The organism is Chloroflexota bacterium, assembly GCA_016219275.1.
GTDB lineage: Bacteria > Chloroflexota > Anaerolineae > UBA4142 > UBA4142 > JACRBM01.
In genome coordinates this window covers 1-15397 of record JACRBM010000027.1, presented here as the reverse complement: position 1 = coordinate 15397, position 15397 = coordinate 1, and the positions used below count along the sequence as shown (strand labels likewise).

General features: G+C 54.5%; 18 protein-coding genes and 1 pseudogene. 1 reads left to right on the top strand and 18 read right to left on the bottom strand.

Annotation, left to right across the window (positions count from 1 at the left end; translation table 11 throughout):
• Positions 1-120 precede the first annotated feature (120 nt).
• The 14 genes from HY868_05590 to HY868_05525 all read right to left on the bottom strand — a co-directional run bounded on the left by HY868_05590 (position 121) and on the right by HY868_05525 (position 12921).
• Positions 121-888 (bottom strand): class I SAM-dependent methyltransferase, encoded by a 768-nt coding sequence (locus tag HY868_05590; protein ID MBI5301590.1) that lies wholly within the window; start codon positions 886-888, stop codon positions 121-123.
• 207 nt (positions 889-1095) lie between these two features.
• On the bottom strand, positions 1096-1722 hold the full coding sequence (locus HY868_05585) for a hypothetical protein (protein MBI5301589.1): 627 nt from the start codon (positions 1720-1722) through the stop codon (positions 1096-1098).
• A gap of 244 nt (positions 1723-1966) precedes the next feature.
• The gene (locus HY868_05580; protein ID MBI5301588.1) at positions 1967-2695 is read right to left on the bottom strand and encodes a HEAT repeat domain-containing protein; all 729 of its coding nucleotides are present in this window, start codon (positions 2693-2695) and stop codon (positions 1967-1969) included.
• Between the two features lie 159 nt (positions 2696-2854).
• The gene (gene fabD / locus HY868_05575; GenBank protein ID MBI5301587.1) at positions 2855-3817 is read right to left on the bottom strand and encodes an ACP S-malonyltransferase; all 963 of its coding nucleotides are present in this window, start codon (positions 3815-3817) and stop codon (positions 2855-2857) included.
• Between the two features lie 21 nt (positions 3818-3838).
• The gene (gene rpmF, locus HY868_05570) at positions 3839-4045 is read right to left on the bottom strand and encodes a 50S ribosomal protein L32 (protein MBI5301586.1); all 207 of its coding nucleotides are present in this window, start codon (positions 4043-4045) and stop codon (positions 3839-3841) included.
• Positions 4046-4078: 33 nt separating this feature from the next.
• Positions 4079-4606 carry a DUF177 domain-containing protein gene (locus tag HY868_05565; protein ID MBI5301585.1) on the bottom strand — a complete coding sequence of 176 codons (528 nt, stop codon included), beginning with the start codon at positions 4604-4606 and terminating at the stop codon, positions 4079-4081.
• A 69-nt stretch (positions 4607-4675) separates the two neighbouring features.
• The gene (locus tag HY868_05560; GenBank protein ID MBI5301584.1) at positions 4676-5110 is read right to left on the bottom strand and encodes an ATPase; all 435 of its coding nucleotides are present in this window, start codon (positions 5108-5110) and stop codon (positions 4676-4678) included.
• Positions 5111-5280: 170 nt separating this feature from the next.
• Complete coding sequence (gene coaD, locus HY868_05555; protein ID MBI5301583.1) at positions 5281-5808, bottom strand: pantetheine-phosphate adenylyltransferase; 528 nt, start codon at positions 5806-5808, stop codon at positions 5281-5283.
• The gene (gene recG, locus HY868_05550; protein MBI5301582.1) at positions 5805-8246 is read right to left on the bottom strand and encodes an ATP-dependent DNA helicase RecG; all 2442 of its coding nucleotides are present in this window, start codon (positions 8244-8246) and stop codon (positions 5805-5807) included. The genes coaD and recG overlap by 4 nt, the downstream gene beginning before the upstream one ends.
• 75 nt (positions 8247-8321) lie before the next feature.
• Positions 8322-9164, bottom strand: coding sequence for a DegV family protein (locus tag HY868_05545; protein MBI5301581.1), 843 nt, complete (start codon positions 9162-9164; stop codon positions 8322-8324).
• A 31-nt stretch (positions 9165-9195) separates the two neighbouring features.
• On the bottom strand, positions 9196-10038 hold the full coding sequence (locus HY868_05540) for a DegV family protein (protein MBI5301580.1): 843 nt from the start codon (positions 10036-10038) through the stop codon (positions 9196-9198).
• A 12-nt stretch (positions 10039-10050) separates the two neighbouring features.
• Entirely contained in the window at positions 10051-10893 is an 843-nt protein-coding gene (locus HY868_05535; protein ID MBI5301579.1) for a DegV family protein, read from the bottom strand.
• Between the two features lie 6 nt (positions 10894-10899).
• Positions 10900-12549 carry a DAK2 domain-containing protein gene (locus HY868_05530; protein ID MBI5301578.1) on the bottom strand — a complete coding sequence of 550 codons (1650 nt, stop codon included), beginning with the start codon at positions 12547-12549 and terminating at the stop codon, positions 10900-10902.
• Positions 12550-12567: 18 nt separating this feature from the next.
• On the bottom strand, positions 12568-12921 hold the full coding sequence (locus HY868_05525; GenBank protein ID MBI5301577.1) for an Asp23/Gls24 family envelope stress response protein: 354 nt from the start codon (positions 12919-12921) through the stop codon (positions 12568-12570).
• A 226-nt stretch (positions 12922-13147) separates the two neighbouring features.
• Here HY868_05525 and HY868_05520 point away from each other — a divergent pair, with 226 nt between their 5' ends.
• Positions 13148-13333, top strand: a complete 186-nt coding sequence (locus HY868_05520) for a 50S ribosomal protein L28 (protein ID MBI5301576.1) — start codon at positions 13148-13150, stop codon at positions 13331-13333.
• A gap of 55 nt (positions 13334-13388) precedes the next feature.
• Here the strand turns inward: HY868_05520 and HY868_05515 are convergent, their stop codons facing one another.
• From HY868_05515 to HY868_05500, 4 genes and pseudogenes are all read right to left on the bottom strand, one after another.
• Positions 13389-14045, bottom strand: coding sequence for a ribulose-phosphate 3-epimerase (locus tag HY868_05515; GenBank protein ID MBI5301575.1), 657 nt, complete (start codon positions 14043-14045; stop codon positions 13389-13391).
• A gap of 4 nt (positions 14046-14049) precedes the next feature.
• Positions 14050-14373, bottom strand: coding sequence for a DUF2442 domain-containing protein (locus tag HY868_05510; GenBank protein ID MBI5301574.1), 324 nt, complete (start codon positions 14371-14373; stop codon positions 14050-14052).
• Positions 14345-14566 (bottom strand): annotated as a pseudogene (locus HY868_05505) (DUF4160 domain-containing protein). The gene HY868_05510 and the pseudogene HY868_05505 overlap by 29 nt, the downstream one beginning before the upstream one ends.
• A 115-nt stretch (positions 14567-14681) precedes the next feature.
• Positions 14682-15086 (bottom strand): hypothetical protein, encoded by a 405-nt coding sequence (locus tag HY868_05500; protein MBI5301573.1) that lies wholly within the window; start codon positions 15084-15086, stop codon positions 14682-14684.
• Positions 15087-15397 lie beyond the last annotated feature (311 nt).

Below are 15397 nucleotides of genomic sequence, written 5' to 3'. Positions count from 1 at the left end.
TGCCAAGTTCGCAGTTACATTTCCACCGCGCAGAAAAACGGACAGCGGGTCTTGGATGCACTCAAGTCGGCGTTGCAAGGAACACCCTATGTGCCGCCCATCTTGGCTACGCAACCTGCATCAACCGCCTGAGCAGTTACGGGAAATTGAACCATTATCGTCAATGGGTAACGCCTTGCGAAGTTTATCTTCAAGATTTTGCCTATCTTTTTGATTCAAGCTCATCGTATAGCTCGGCGCGGGACCAACATTGCCGAGGAATGGCTGCCAATAATCATCAAAGTTTTTGAAGACCGTTTTTACTTCGATTGGTGTTGCCTCAATCTCCTTCAAACCGACTTTTCGGATAAGAGATTCGAGTTGCCCTCTTTGGCAAAGTGGGAATCTAATGCCCTCGTCAAACTCATTGGCTTGGCTATCAAGTGCTACGGCGGCATCCCAAAAATAACGCAACATTTGCATGCCCTCCGCATAATCCCAGAGGGAAACCCCGATTTTACCGCCCGGTTTTGTTACTCTCATCATTTCCAAAATTGCGACTTGCGGTTGTGGAACAAAATTGAGAACAAGCCCAGACACAACGGCATCAATGGAATTCGAATCCAGTTCCAGTGATTGAGCTAGACCAACTTTAAAATGCACAGATGGATTGGTTATCGAACGTTGTGCATGTGAAATAAAATCACGCGATGAATCAATTGAAATAATTTCTTGTGGTTGCTGAGTCTCAAGAATAAGTTTGGTAAGCGAACCTGTGCCACAACCCACGTCTAACCACCTGTGCATAGAAGGGATGGCAAGCCAATCCAAAAATTTTTGTGCAATGAGAGTGCTCCAACGCCCCATAAACTTTTCATAGGCAATTCCACTTTGCCAAGAATCATTCATGTACTACAAAATTCTCCTATCTCATTGTGCCCATTGACTGAACAGTCTAACTCGCGATAACGCGGAATGGCTGGGAACGCCGTAGCACCACGCAACGGCGGATGAATTGAAAGTGCTTTCCGATCGCGCACCTCCCCGCCGTTGTCGTGGTGTGCGTGTTTCCAGACGTTAAAATTATCGTTACCTAACGCTGTGTTGGACACATTGTCAATTATTCAATATCTTTCGCAATTTCTTAGCCGTTGCTACGCGTTCATCGTTTGAAAAACCGTAGGGTTTGATAGAATCAAGAAGTTCACATATAGCAGTATCATCCTTGAATAATTTATAGAGCGCATAGTGTGCGGAGCATCTCACTGAAAGGTCTTTATCAGCAAATGCTACAAGCAGAGCATCTAAACCAATAGACTCTTTGCCGAATTCCGAAAGCAAGTCTGTCGCGTCGTCTCGTTCCAAATCGTTTATCGTTTCAATTCCATTAATAACAAAATCAACGAGTACGTTCAATTGCGTTTTGTCGTTTCGGATTTTCAACGTTGCCCAAGCAATAGCCGCTTTGACATTTTTATCCAGTTGGTCTCTATTTGCTGAAAGAAGTTTTTCTAAGATTGGAATTGCAGATTGGAGTCTGAAGTGTCCTGCTGCCCTGATCGGGCGTTCATCTTTGCCTGAATTCGGCAAAGCTTTCAAAACCAACTCTTCTGCCGTGTTTCGTTCTGCCCCTTTAAGATTTGTACAAATTTCATCAGCCAGTCCATTGTAGTAAAAATATCGATAGTCACCGAATACGTGATGGTGAAACTGCTGGAAATCTTGCGACATTTCAGAATTCATTATTTCTTAACTGCCTTTGCGTCAACGCCCAATGCGAGGTTAAACACAATGTCTGGAAACGTGTCGCTTGCTGATTCCGCCGAACGCATACCGTGAAATGAAAGTGACTTGCGAACCGGGAAGTACGCTTGCCAAAAGGCGACGCCCGAGCGGAATCAGCAAGCGTGTGTTATGCGCCGTTGTCCTTTGTCTCAATATTGTATCAGATATTTGCTTGCGTTGCTTTCAGCATTTGACTAAACACTCATTTTGCTCGAAAGAGGGATACATCCTCTCTTAGCTTTTCACGAATGTATTTTGCATTCGCCTCTATGTTGCGTGAAGGTTGAAGATTTGGATTGAGTTGTATTCTTCCTTGCTCATAGAGGTCAGCTAGGGCATTTGCTACCGTGTTGGTTACACTTACATCACCCCAATCATGGTGCATACCTGTCTTCATAATCAGCGTCACCATGTCGGCTAGTGACCACCAACAGTTGGTCTGTGCCTCATATCCTCTAGTTCTTTCTGAGTTAAGGAAACGAAGAATCTCAGCATGGAGGGAAGGGAGGGGTTCGTCGGGTTGGCTTACTGGCGAAGCACTTGGTGGTGTGGTTGTTGGTTCGGCGTATTCTCTAATTGCCTTTTCTGCCTCTTCCCCGCCAATATTTTTCAATGCCTCAATTGCGACTTTCCGTACTTCCGAATCACTGTTTTGCAATGCGGCGATGAGCGGCTTGACTGCGCGCGTGTCACGAATCTCGCCTAATATCTTCGCGACACCTTGTCGCCTTGCTGAACTAGTATCCTTTAGGGCATTAATGAGTGGTTCGACCGCAGGAGCGCCAACCTTTATCAATAACTCCTCCGCACTTTTTCGAGTCTCAGCATCAGACAGCTCATTGTTTTCATCAAGAGCTTTGATTGACTGATTCACCATGTCTTTTGTTCCTAAATCAAATATCGACTTTTTAAGGGAATCCAAGAATCCCATTTCAATTCTCCTTTGCCGTTCTCGGCAGACTGTGGGTAATGGCGCATAACTTCTGTTTTGCGCAACGTCCATTGCGGGAATCACGATTTTTCACGTTCCAAGTCCCTTGCTTCCCGCAATACCGATTGCGGGAAACCAATCGGGGTTTTCTGCAACCTCCTACACAAACCCCTTCACGCTCGCCACATCGCCAACACTGATCGCGTGTACGTTTTTGTTGATACGGCGAATCAATCCGGCGAGTACATCCTTCGGACCCAGTTCCACAAACTTGGTCACGCCTTGTGCGGACAGATACTCAATCGTCTTCGACCACTGCACCGACGAAGTCAACTGTGCGACCAATTCGCGACGAATGTCGTCTACGCGTGTGAGCGGCTCGGCGGTCACGTTCGAGATCACCGGAATGTCTGGGTCGCGCATCGGCGTGGTCGCAACCGCGCCCGCATACTCGCGCGCCGCCGCTTCCATCAAACGCGAATGCGACGCAATGCTCACCGCAAGCGGAATCACGCGGCGCGCACCGCGTTCCTTCGCCAACGCAATCGCGCGGTCGAGCGCGTCCTTCGCGCCGGAGATGACGATTTGCCCGGACGCGTTGTAATTCGCGATCTGGGCGCCGGTTTGTTCGCACACGTCTTGCAACGCTTGATCGTCCATGCCGATCACTGCTGCCATCGCGCCGGGATTTGTTTCACCCGCGGCTTTCATCACGCGCCCGCGTTCGCGCACGAGGACGAGCGCGTCCGTAAACTCCATCGCGCCGGCGGCGACGAGCGCCGAGTACTCGCCCAACGAATGTCCAGCGGTGAATGCCGGGCGCGCGTCGGGTTGAAGCGACATCAGCACGCGCCACGCAGCGACGCCGTGCGTGAGAAGCGCGGGTTGCGCGTTGAACGTATCGGTTAGCATGTCGTTGGGACCGGCAAAGCAGAGTTGCGACAACGCGAATCCCAATGTCGCGTCTGCTTGGTCGAACACCGCACGCGCTTCGGGATACATCGCAACCAGGTCTTGCGCCATCCCGACGAACTGCGAACCTTGTCCTGGAAATACGAATGCAGTTTTCACACTTGCCCCAAAAGAAAAATCAGATTTATGATTCGTCTGCGCTGGAACCATAAATCTGAAATTTTCAGACTGTTACTTTTTGCCCTTGGACGGTTTTTTCGCCTCGACGGTGTAGATCTGTTCGCCTTCGTAAAAACCACAGTTCGGGCAGACGTGGTGTGGCTGGCGCGGCTTGTGACAGTTCGGGCAAGCCGTCAGATTCGGCGCGCTCAGCGCGAGATGACTGCGCCGGCGGTCGCGCCGTCCCTTGGAAATTTTTCGTTTTGGTAGAGGTGGCATGGTGGACGAGATTCCTTTCGATTATAGATTTCTTTACGATTTGTCGAGCAACTCTTTCAGTTTTTCAAAACGCGGATCAATGTTATCTGGCTTGCAATCGCATGGACCCTCGTTTAGATTTTTGCCGCATTGCGGGCAGAGACCCAAGCATCCACTGCGACAAACTGGATGAAGCGGCAACGCGAGCAAGATGTCTTGGCGCAACACCTCGGTTAGATCAAGTTCGTGGTGCGCGTCAATTCGTGTGGCAGGTTCGTCGTCCTCGGTTCGCGGCAATTGTGCGCCGGTCGCGAGGTCAATCGTCGGTCGAAATTCTTCCTCGAGCGTAAAACGCAGCGGATAACTGAACAACTCGAGGCAACGCGAACACGCGAGTTCGAGCGAACAGTGCAGCGACCCGGTCGCGAGAACGCCATCGGCAGTGCGAATCAAAACCACCGCGCCGTCGAGCGTGCTCAACGGAGTAATTTCCGGGTCCAGGTTTTCGATATTCTCGCGCAACGTATGCTGGCGAGTTTCGCCCGAGTGCTCTTTGAGTAACTGGGCAACGTTAAAGCGCATAAGTCTTATCCATGTGCGGAGTTTAGCGCGCCCATTATAGGCAGGTGATGCGGATGTGTCAAGAAAATGTCAGTTCGCTTCAGGAGGCGTGGGTGTGTTGTGTTGTTGCGTCGAAATGAAATCAATCCCGTTCGACACCTGTGTTTGCAAATTCGCGATGTGTTGCGCGACCTGGGCGAGTTGCGCCTGCAAATCGGAAAGCGTTTGCGCGGCGTACGAATCCGCGCCCAGCCGCGTCGCGAGCGCCGTATCGCGCGCTTGCTTTTCGATCTGTTGCGCCTGGTCTTGCGCCGATTTGGTGATCGTGTGATCGTTCGTCAAGCGCGCCGCGTCTTCCTTCGCCAGTTCGAGAATGCGGGTGGCTTCTTCTTGCGCTTGCGCGATCACGCGGTCGCGATCCTGCACAATTTTTTTCGCTTGGCGAATTTCTTCGGGAATCGCGATTCGCATTTGATCCACAATGTCGAGGAACTCGTCCTCGTCAATCATCGTCTTGGAAGACATGGGGACCCGCCACCCTTTGCCGAGCAGGGCTTCCAAGCGATCTACTAGGTATAGAATGTCCGTGGCTACCCCCTTTCGTTTTGGATGTTGGACGTTAGATGTTGGAAGTTGGAAGTTGGAAATCGCGACTGTTTTCCAATTTCCAATTTCCAATCTCTAACATCCAATCTCTATTCTTGCAACGTCACCATCTTGATCTTGTCGCCGCGATCTTCGCCCAGCTGGGTCAGCCGTTTGAACAATGCCTTTTCGACGAAGGGCGGAACCATATCGGTCACTTGCCCGCCGGCAAACGCGACTTCTTTGAGAATCGAAGAACTGACGAACGCGTAGCGCAATGAGGTCATCAAGCAAACGGTATCAATGTCTTCGGCGAGTTGGCGATTCGTCAAGGCGGTTTGATATTCGACCTCGAAATCGTACGTCACGCGCAAACCACGCACCATCACCTTCGCGCCGATCTTGTGCGCGAACTCGACGGTGAGACCGTGATAGGGCATCACTTCGATGTTGGGAATGTCGGCGACGGCTTGGCGCATCAACGCGACGCGTTCGTCGGTCGTGAACATCAAGTTTTTCAAGGGACGATCGTACACCGCCCAGATCAACTTGTCGAACAAGCGCGCGGCGCGGGTGGCGATATCAATGTGCCCGTTGTGAATCGGGTCGAATGAGCCGGGATAGATCGCGGTGGTCAACTCAGGTCTCCTTTGCCTTTCCAAAAATCCTTGACGCGTTGCGCAAGCAAGTGATGTTCCGGCGCGCGCAATTCCGGATCGCGGTCGAAAATTTCTTGCGCGAGCGCGCGCGCTTCTTCCAGCAATTTCGCGTCGCTCAGTTTCGCGATCTTCAAGTCCGGCAAGCCCGATTGGCGCAAGCCAAAAAATTCGCCGGGTCCGCGTAGTTTCAAATCCTCTTCGGCGAGAAGGAAACCGTTTTGCGTGGACTCGATCACGCGCAACCGTTCGTCGCTGGCGCTTTCTTTTTTCTCGGCGAGCAACAGACAGAACGATTCATGCCCTCCGCGTCCGACGCGCCCGCGAAATTGATGCAGTTGCGCGAGTCCGAAACGATCCGCGCCTTCGATCAACATCACCGTCGCGTTCGGCACGTCAATGCCGACTTCGACGACCGAGGTGGCGACGAGAACGTCAATTTGATGATCGCGAAACGCGTTCATCGTTTCGTCTTTTTCCGCCGGGCGCAGTTTACCGTGAATCAAGCCGATGCGCAAGTCCGGGTAAATCTGGGTGCGTAATCGTTCGTACTCTTCGACCGCGGCTTTGGCGTCAATCGCTTCCGATTCTTCGATGAGCGGGCAAATGACGAATGCCTGCCGTCCTTGGTTGATGTGACCCCGGATGAATCCGTACGCGCGTTCGCGTTCGAGCGGTTCGAGCCACTTGGTCTGGATCGCCTGGCGTCCCGGCGGTAGCTCGTCAATCACAGACAGGTCGAGATCGCCGTAGAGCGTCAGCGCGAGCGTGCGCGGGATCGGCGTCGCGCTCATCACGACGATGTGCGGCGAGTACCCCTTCGCGCGAATCATCGCGCGTTGCTCGACGCCAAAGCGGTGTTGCTCGTCAATTACCGCGAGCGCCAGGTCGCGAAACTCGACGCTCTCTTGAATCAACGCGTGCGTGCCCACCGCGATGTCCACTTCGCCCGCCGCGATTTGTGTGCGCGCATCTTCCTTCTCGCGATTCTTCATACTGCCGGTGAGCCGCGCGACGCGCGGCGCGCGCGCCGTGGGCAACTCGGCGAAAACCTTGGACAAGGTTTTGAAATGTTGCTCCGCCAAAATTTCGGTTGGCGCCATCAACGCGGCTTGCGCACCGTTCGCGACGGCGATCAACATCGCCGCCGCGGCGACGACTGTTTTGCCGGAGCCGACATCGCCTTGCAGCAATCGGCTCATCGGTTGTGTGCGTTGAATGTCGCCGAGAATTTCTTCGAGCACGCGCGTTTGCGCGCCGGTCAATTTGAACGCGAGTCTGCCGAGAAATTCGTCTACGCGATGGCGCTCCACGTTCAACGCCCTGCCCGGTTGTTCGCGCCATTTGCGCCGCTGTTGCAACACGCCGAGTTGGATCGTCAGAAACTCGTCGAGGATCAGACGTCGCCGCGCGCGCTCCATTTTTTCCGGCGTCGTCGGAAAGTGGATTTCGCGCAACGCGCCGGGCAGGTCGAGCAAATTCTCGCGTGTCCGAATTTGTTCCGGCATCGGATCGGCGACCTTGGACGCCCAATACTCGACGACGTCGTTCACCAAGCGGCGCAACCAACGGCTCGTGATCCCTTCGGTCAGCGGATAAACCGGCACGATGCGCGCGGTATGCAACAGGGATTTGCTAAACGGCTCCCACTCAGGTTGTTTGAACGCGAGTTTACCCAGGTCTTTGAACACGCGACCACTGACGACGATGCGACGACCCGCTTTGAATTGTTGTTGCAAGAACGGTTGGTTGAAAAACGTTGCCGTGATCGTGCCGGTCATGTCGGCAAGCACGACCGTCGTTATTTTCAAACCGCGTTTCGTATCGCGTGTGAAGCACTCGCACACGGTGAGCAGAACGGTGACTTCGTCGTTGACCATCAACTCGCTAATGTTGCGCAGATGGCTGAAATCGTCATAGCGGCGCGGGAACAGATACAACAAATCGTTGACGGTATAGACGCCCAGTTTTTGTAATTTCTTCGCGTGCGCCGGACCTACGTTTTGCAGGCGCGATACGCTCGCATCGAGTCCGTACCCGGCGACGACCGGCGCACGCGGCGCAGGCGGTTTCGGTTTCGACGCTTCGCGCCGGGTGGGCACGAACTCGTCCTCATCTTCGTCGAAAACGTCCGCGAGTTCGTCTGCCGCCGGCGCGGGCGCGTCCGCGGTTACTTCGCGCAGAACCAAAAGCGCGTGGTTCAGCATATCGAATCGCGCGTTCGTATCGGCGTTGCCGTACCCGCGCAAAATCAACGCGAGCGCGTCAGCGCGCGCAAGCTTGTCGGTTTCGCCATCCTGCTTGATCTTGGTGATCCAGGTGTGAATGAACGATTCGAGTCCGCCGATGACCAAATGATCGTCGCGTTTCTTTTGTTCGTTGACGAGCATCTTTTCGACATCGCTAAACGCTAAAGCCATCAACCCCTCTGGATATTTTGGATTTTTGATTTTCGATTGAGCAATCGAAAATCAAAAATCGAAAATCAAAAATTTCTAGTATTTGCCGGAAACCCAGGCGATGCCCGCGCCGCCTGGACCGGTATGCGCGCCAAGCGCGGGACCGGCTTCGCTGATGACGATTTGTTGTTCGGGAAAGGTGCCGGAAAGTAGTTTGGTCAAACGTGCGGCGTACTCTGGCGCGGCGGCATGGAGCACCGCCAGGTTCTGAATAGGTCCTGACGACATGGCGATTTCGACGAGGCGTTCGAGCGCGCGCTGAGTCGTGCGAACTTTTTCGATGGGGTACACTTGACCTTTGACGACCGAGAGCAAGGGCTTGACATTGAGCGTATCGCCGAGCAACGCCGCGCCTTTGCCGAGGCGACCGCCGCGTTGCGCGAATTCGAGCGTGTCGAGCATCGCGATGATGTGCGTGCGCGGGATCAAATCTTCGACGAGCGAACGAATTCGCCGCAACGACTGACCCTCTTGCGCCGCGCGCGCGGCGAGAATCGCGACCCAGCCCAGCGCCATCGAAGCTTGCCACGAGTCAATCACTTCGACCTTCGCGCCCATCGTTTGGCGCGCGGCGGCGTGCGCGGCGTTCAACGTGCCGCTCAAATCGCCGCTGACGTGAATCGAGAGAATTTCCTTGTGCGTCCGCGCGATCTGGCGGTACGTCTCCAGAAACGAGGCGAGGGGCGCTTGCGCGGTGGTCGGATGGACGGGACTGCTGACGAGACGCCGGTAAAATTCACTGGGCATCAAGTTGACGCGATCTTGAAATTCCTGTGTGCCAAACCGCACCACGCAGGGGACGATGGCAATATCGAGTTCCTTAACGAGTGCCTCAGGGATGTCGGCAAGACTATCGGTGACAACTTTGACGTTTGACATAGAGCTTCCTGTGATTGGGTAGAGGGAGGGCTTAGTACTTGCCGGTAACCCACGCAATCCCAACCGAGCCGGGACCGGTGTGAGTTCCCAGAACGGGACCAGTCTCGCTCATTAAAATATGATCTTCGGGAAATGTTTCGGCTAACACTTGGTGTAGTTGATCGGCGTAGTGCGGCGCGGCGGCGTGAATCACCGCGAGGTCTTGAATGGGTCCCGAAGTTAACGTGATTTCGACGAGGCGTTCCAACGCGCGTTTCAGCGTGCGCACGTTTTCGACCGGAACGATCTCGCCGCGCACGACCGACAGCAAGGGCTTGACGTTCAACAACGTGCCGACCAACGCTTGCCCTTTGCCGAGGCGACCGCCGCGTTGCGCGTACTGGAGCGTGTCGAGCATGCCGATGATGTGCACGCGCGGAATCGTGTCCTCGACGAGCGCGCGAATCTCGGCGAGCGTCCGGCCGGCTTTTGCCGCGCGCGCGGCAATGATCGCGAGCCAGCCCATGCCCATCGAAATTTGCCGCGAATCCACCAACTCGATCTTGAGGTCGGGCAAATTTTTCGCCGCGAGACGCGCGGCGTTGAGCGTGCCGCTCAAATCGCCGATGACGTGAATCGAAACGATCTCGTTCGACTTGAGCGCCACTTGGCGATATGCCTGCTCGAACGCGCCGACGGAGGGCTGTGAGGTGGTCGGCAGGATAGGGCTGGCGACGAGACGTTGATAAAATTCGGTGGGCAGTAAATCCACGCGATCGCGAAACTCTTCGTCGCCAAAGCGGACGGTGCAAGGAACCTGGGTGATCTCCAATTCCTTAGCCAAGTGGGCTGGAATGTCCGCAAGACTGTCCGTAACAATTTTGACGTTTGCCATACGTGCGCGCCTTTACATTCCCTCGTACACGACGACGCCTAATGCGTTCGGACCGACGTGCGTCGCGGCGACCGGACCATAGTGATCCACTGTAATATCCAGGTTTGGCAAAACAAGGTTGATCTGCTCGATCAACAAGTTCACGTCTTCGGGTGTGTTGCTGTGCAAAATGATCATGCGCTCGATGTGCGCGAATTCGGAAATGAACTCGACCAATTTTTCGATGGCTTTGGCGCGCGTGCGGACTTTTTCGAGCGCGACCACTTCGCCGTCTTCGAGAATCAACAGCGGCTTGATGTTGAGCATGTTGCCGAGGAACGCTTGCGCCGGTCCGATCCGTCCGCCGCGTTCGAGATAGTCGAGCGTCTCGACGAAAAAGCCGATGTAGATTTTCGGGATCATTCCGCGTACGAGGCGCACGACTTCGTCGAGCGAATCGCCGCGCGCGGCGGCTTGCCCCGCGGCAGTCACGAGGATGCCCAAGCCAATCGTGATGAGTTGCGAATCAATCACGACGATCTTGCTGCGCCCCAACAAAGGCGCGGCGGCGCGCGTCGCATTGCGGAACGTGTCGCTCAACTTGCTCGAACCGAGAATCGCGACGACCGTATCGTTGTTTTTCGCGAGTTCGGTAAACGCTTCGTCGAATTGTTTGACCGTCGGCGGCGATGTGGTTGGCGGCGTGGGGTAGCGCGCGAGCCGCTTGAAAAATTCATCGCGCGAAATGTCAACGCCATCGCGGATGGTCTTCTGCCCGAAATGAACGGTGAGCGGAAGCACCGTGATGCCAAGATTCGCCACGACTTCCGGTGGAAGATCGGCAGTGCTGTCGGTGATAATTCTTACGCGAGACATACTTTTTTATTCCACAGAAATGATGTAATGATAGTGTGGTTGTCCACCACTAACGATTTCGACTTCAAGTGATTTGAAGCGACCGCGAATCTGTTCGCCGAGTGTTTCAGCGTCGTTCGCCGTCGTCGAGTTGCCGTAATACACGGTGATGATTTCACTTTCGTCCGCGCGCATCTTTTGAAGCATCTCCAGCGCGAGTGCGCTCATATCGTCGCCCGCGCCGGCAAGTTGATCGTCTATCAGACCGATGACTTGCCCCTCTTTGACTTGGATCCCATCGAGTTCGACCGAGCGCGTGGCAGAGGTAAGTTCGAGTGTCTTGATGTGTTGCATCGCACGCACCATTGCTTTGACGTTCGCGTCGAGATCGTTTTGGAAATTGAGCGCGAGCAACGCCGCGATGCCCTGGGGCAGGGTGATGGTCGGCACAATCGCGACTTGCTTCTTGGCGAGTTCGCCGGCTTGTTTCGCCGCGGGAATGATGTTTTTGTTGTTCGGCAACAGGATCACTTGGTCGGCTTTGGTGTTGTTGATCGCGTTCAAAATATCCTGGGTGCTCGGATTCATCGTTTGCCCACCAGCGATAAGAGTGCCGATGCCGAGACTGTGATACACGCGTTCCATGCCCGCGCCGGCGACGACCGCGATGGTCGCGATGCCGGCGATTTCTTCAGACGTGATCGGCGGACGCTGAACCTGACCCGACATGAAATCAATGTACTGCTCTTGCATGTTCTCGACGATGACGTTCGTGATGACGCCAACCGAACACCCATAGTCGAGAATCGTGCCGGGCGTCGGCGCGTGCACGTGCACTTTGACGAGCGTCGCATCGCCGACGATCAACGCCGATTCGCCCATGCTCGCGATTTGCTCGCGAATCACGTCCACGTCGAGCGTTGTCCCGCGAATGTGGAACTGGATGTCAAACCCCCAGCCCTCTTCGCGCGAAATTTGTTCGAGTGCCTGCGCGCCTTGTCCTGCCGCCGCGAGATCCAGCGGTTCGCCGTTTGCGTACTTGAGTGCGCCTTCGAGGAGCGTGAGGTATCCTTGCCCGCCCGCGTCCACGACGCCGGCTTCTTTGAGCACGGGCAACAACAACGGCGTGCGCACAACCGACGCGCGCGCGCCTTCGACGGTTTTCGCGAGCACGACGCGCAAGTCGTCGCTCTGCGCGGCGGCAAACGTCGCGGTATCGGCGGATTCGCGACAGACCGTGAGTATCGTGCCTTCGACCGGTTTGACCACGCCTTTGTACGCCGTGCGCGATGCTTCGACGAGCGCGACGGCGAAATCGTTCGCGGTGATGACCTCTTTGTTTTCGAGCGCGCGCGCAAAGCCGCGAATGATCTGCGACAGGATGACGCCCGAATTCCCGCGCGCGCCCAGCAACGCGCCGTGCGAGATGGCTTTGCTGATCGCGGCGGCGGAATGCTCGGGCGAGTTGGCAACTTCTTTGATCGCCGACTGCATCGTCAACAACATGTTTGTGCCCGAATCGCCGTCCGGCACTGGAAAGACGTTGAGACTGTTGATGTACGCGCTATGCCGTTCCAGCCAGGCGGTGCCGGCGGTGAACAGCGCCTTGAGTTCTTGTCCGCCGACCGACTTGAGCGGCGGTAACGCTTCGGGCTGATTAGTGTGTTCGTCTGACAACCGAGTACTCCTGAGAGATCATTCTGATTCGTCCACGTGCAGTCCTTGCACGTGAACGTTGACTTGCAAAACCGGCAAGCCCACGGCTTTCTCAACCGTGAATTTTACGCGATTCATAATGCCGTGCGCGACCTCGGAAATGCGCGTGCCGTGTTGAATCACGACGTAGAGATCAATCACGATAGCGCGATCTTCGAGTTGCACGTCAATGCCGCGGCGATAATTGCCGCGCGGCAACACTTCGGCGATGCCATCCCGCAGATTGCGATTCGCCATGCCGACGACGCCGTAACACTCGACGACGGCTTGACCGGCGAGACTGGCAATCGCGGTAGGCGAAACTTCAATACGACCGGGAAAAGTTTCTTCCATTCCATTTGCCTTGATGCCATGTCATTGCGAGCCGCAGAGCGGCGAAGCAATCACCCCTCCCTCACCTCCCCTTACCAAGGAGAGGGGAGGGTTGGGGATTGCTTCGTCGCGAATCGCTTCGCGGCTCCTCGCAATGACATGCAGAGTTAATTTGCTTTATTCAATTGATTATGCTATTATGCGCCCCGTCTTAATTCTGGGCACTGTTGAAAGGAGTGTGAACAATATGGCACAGCGTTGCGAGATTTGCGGCAAGGGTCCGTTGTACGGACACGCCGTCAGCCACTCGAAACACGCCGTCAATCGGCGCTTTATGCCGAACATCACCAAGCGAACGCTCGTTTACGATGGACGCAAGCAAAAGTTGAATGTGTGCGCGAATTGCTTGCGGACGCTTAACAAAACCGCATGATGTTTTTTTGGCGAGCACATTGAACCAGCGACTTTTCACCGAGGCGCTGGTTTTTTTATTTCACGCTTGCGCGCAACTTGCCGATTGCGCTTGCCACGCTTTCCTGCTTGTTAAAGATCGCCGAACCGGCGACGAGCACTTGCGCGCCCGCCGCGACGACACGCGGCGCAGTTTCAGCGTGAATGCCGCCATCCACTTCGATTTCGATATCGAGTCCGCGCGCGTCAATCATTTTTCGCATCGCCGCGATTTTCGACAACATCGTTTCGATAAACTCTTGCCCGCCGAATCCTGGGTTGACGGTCATCACGAGCACCAAATCAATGTACGGCAGGATTTCTTCCAGAGTTCCGACCGGTGTGGCGGGATTGAGCGCGACGCCCGACTTTTTGTTAAACCCTTTGATCTGTTGAACGATGCGATGCAAATGCGTACACGCCTCTTGATGCACGGTGATCATGTCCGCGCCGGCATTCGCAAAATCGCCGACGTACTTTTCCGGCGACTCGATCATCAAATGCACGTCGAGCGGCAAGCGCGTGAACGGGCGAATTGCCGCGACGACGAGCGGACCGATCGTGATGTTCGGGACGAAATGTCCGTCCATCACATCCACGTGAATATAATCCGCGCCGGCGGACTCGGCTTCTTGAACTTGAACTCCCAGCCGCGCAAAGTCGGCGGAGAGGATGGAGGGAGCGAGTTTGGTCATGATGTTAGGCGTGTGTTTTTCGGCGCGCTTTGCTTTTGGGTCTGCTAGATACCCGGTGTGTAACTTGTTCGCTACCAGGAGGCGCGGGTGCACCACGCAACAATCCTTCGGTGCTCAAGTCTTCATCAATGCCCAGCCAATGAATTCCGTAACCCGCACCGGCAATGCGCCAGTTGAGGCGTTGCTCAGGTGTCGCGTGTAGTAAGCGTGGATACCACGCTAAGGGCACGGTAATCGTGCGCCCATCCACAAGGTCTACGCTCAAAGTATCTCTGGTGAAATGCACGTTTTTCACACGTTCACCGGGTTTGACGTCTAAAGTATTCATTCCATGTCTCAAAAAATTCTTGCTGATGTTCCCTGACTAGGCGTTCGACGGTACGTAATTCTCTTGGGCTGAAGCCGAGATTACGCGCGAGCGAAACCGGGTTGAGCCAAAATTAAACCGAGAATTGCCGCCCTGATGCCTGCGTATTGGAAACGCTACAGCACGCCGACAACGGCGGACTTGGGCAAGCCACCTTTGCGCGCCAAGTGTATTGCTGGAAAAAGTTACTTCGCTGGCAACCGATACCGCCGTTGTCGGTGTGCGTGTGTTTGGCGTTCGTGCATCTGCGCTTACTTGCGGACTCAACTTCACTTCAATTCTTGACGTGTTGCTTGCATAATCTCGTGCGTGGGGTAGCCCAGGATAGTCTTTGCTTGCCCCGATTCTTCTCCCACGATAAATGCGTCCCCATCAACGTGATACGTTGCATTCCATTCGATACCAAATTGTGTAGTTGTGTCAAAGACCGTAAAGGTTTGCTTTTCACCACCACGCGCTAGGCATAGAGCCGAATTGTCTCTGGGGTCAAGTATCCAAGCATCACCCGTTTCTGTAGAAAACAGAATCAGAGAAGCAAGACCTACTAGACGGGCATCATGCTCTTGAGCGCGTTGGATGATGTAGTCAACTTCCCGCGAGATGTTGAGTCGGTCTGGACTCAAGAATTCGCGTTGGGTTCGGTGCGATTTGATAGGGTCTCTACGTCTTGCCATCTACATTCCTGGTTTGAAAAGATTCTTGCTTGGCGAGGCAAGCCGACTGCTACTATAGACGTTAAGAAAATAATTTGGAATTTCGGATTTTGTAGAGACGTTGCATGCAACGTCTCTACAAAATCCGATTCTAAACGCAATCCTTAACCTCTATAGAACGGCATGACGCCAAACGCTTGTATACTGAGACTTGAACATTAACAGTCGAATAGCGATTTCGCACGAACGAGAGTACACTGATCGTGTGGGAGGGTAGGAGTGGCTCGCGAACAAACGCTGGGGAGCTTTGCTGCCCCTGGCGGTAGAATGCC

Excerpts from the sequence above, each read along its gene's own strand:
- HY868_05590 (MBI5301590.1), bottom strand. The coding sequence starts at position 888 with ATGAATGATTCTTGGCAAAGTGGAATTGCCTATGAAAAGTTTATGGGG.
- HY868_05585 (MBI5301589.1), bottom strand. The coding sequence starts at position 1,722 with ATGAATTCTGAAATGTCGCAAGATTTCCAGCAGTTTCACCATCACGTA.
- HY868_05580 (MBI5301588.1), bottom strand. The coding sequence starts at position 2,695 with ATGGGATTCTTGGATTCCCTTAAAAAGTCGATATTTGATTTAGGAACA.
- fabD (MBI5301587.1), bottom strand. The coding sequence starts at position 3,817 with ATGGTTCCAGCGCAGACGAATCATAAATCTGATTTTTCTTTTGGGGCA.
- rpmF (MBI5301586.1), bottom strand. The coding sequence starts at position 4,045 with ATGCCACCTCTACCAAAACGAAAAATTTCCAAGGGACGGCGCGACCGC.
- HY868_05565 (MBI5301585.1), bottom strand. The coding sequence starts at position 4,606 with ATGCGCTTTAACGTTGCCCAGTTACTCAAAGAGCACTCGGGCGAAACT.
- HY868_05560 (MBI5301584.1), bottom strand. The coding sequence starts at position 5,110 with ATGTCTTCCAAGACGATGATTGACGAGGACGAGTTCCTCGACATTGTG.
- recG (MBI5301582.1), bottom strand. The coding sequence starts at position 8,246 with ATGGCTTTAGCGTTTAGCGATGTCGAAAAGATGCTCGTCAACGAACAA.
- HY868_05545 (MBI5301581.1), bottom strand. The coding sequence starts at position 9,164 with ATGTCAAACGTCAAAGTTGTCACCGATAGTCTTGCCGACATCCCTGAG.
- HY868_05540 (MBI5301580.1), bottom strand. The coding sequence starts at position 10,038 with ATGGCAAACGTCAAAATTGTTACGGACAGTCTTGCGGACATTCCAGCC.
- HY868_05535 (MBI5301579.1), bottom strand. The coding sequence starts at position 10,893 with ATGTCTCGCGTAAGAATTATCACCGACAGCACTGCCGATCTTCCACCG.
- HY868_05525 (MBI5301577.1), bottom strand. The coding sequence starts at position 12,921 with ATGGAAGAAACTTTTCCCGGTCGTATTGAAGTTTCGCCTACCGCGATT.
- HY868_05520 (MBI5301576.1), top strand. The coding sequence starts at position 13,148 with ATGGCACAGCGTTGCGAGATTTGCGGCAAGGGTCCGTTGTACGGACAC.
- HY868_05515 (MBI5301575.1), bottom strand. The coding sequence starts at position 14,045 with ATGACCAAACTCGCTCCCTCCATCCTCTCCGCCGACTTTGCGCGGCTG.
- HY868_05510 (MBI5301574.1), bottom strand. The coding sequence starts at position 14,373 with ATGAATACTTTAGACGTCAAACCCGGTGAACGTGTGAAAAACGTGCAT.
- HY868_05500 (MBI5301573.1), bottom strand. The coding sequence starts at position 15,086 with ATGGCAAGACGTAGAGACCCTATCAAATCGCACCGAACCCAACGCGAA.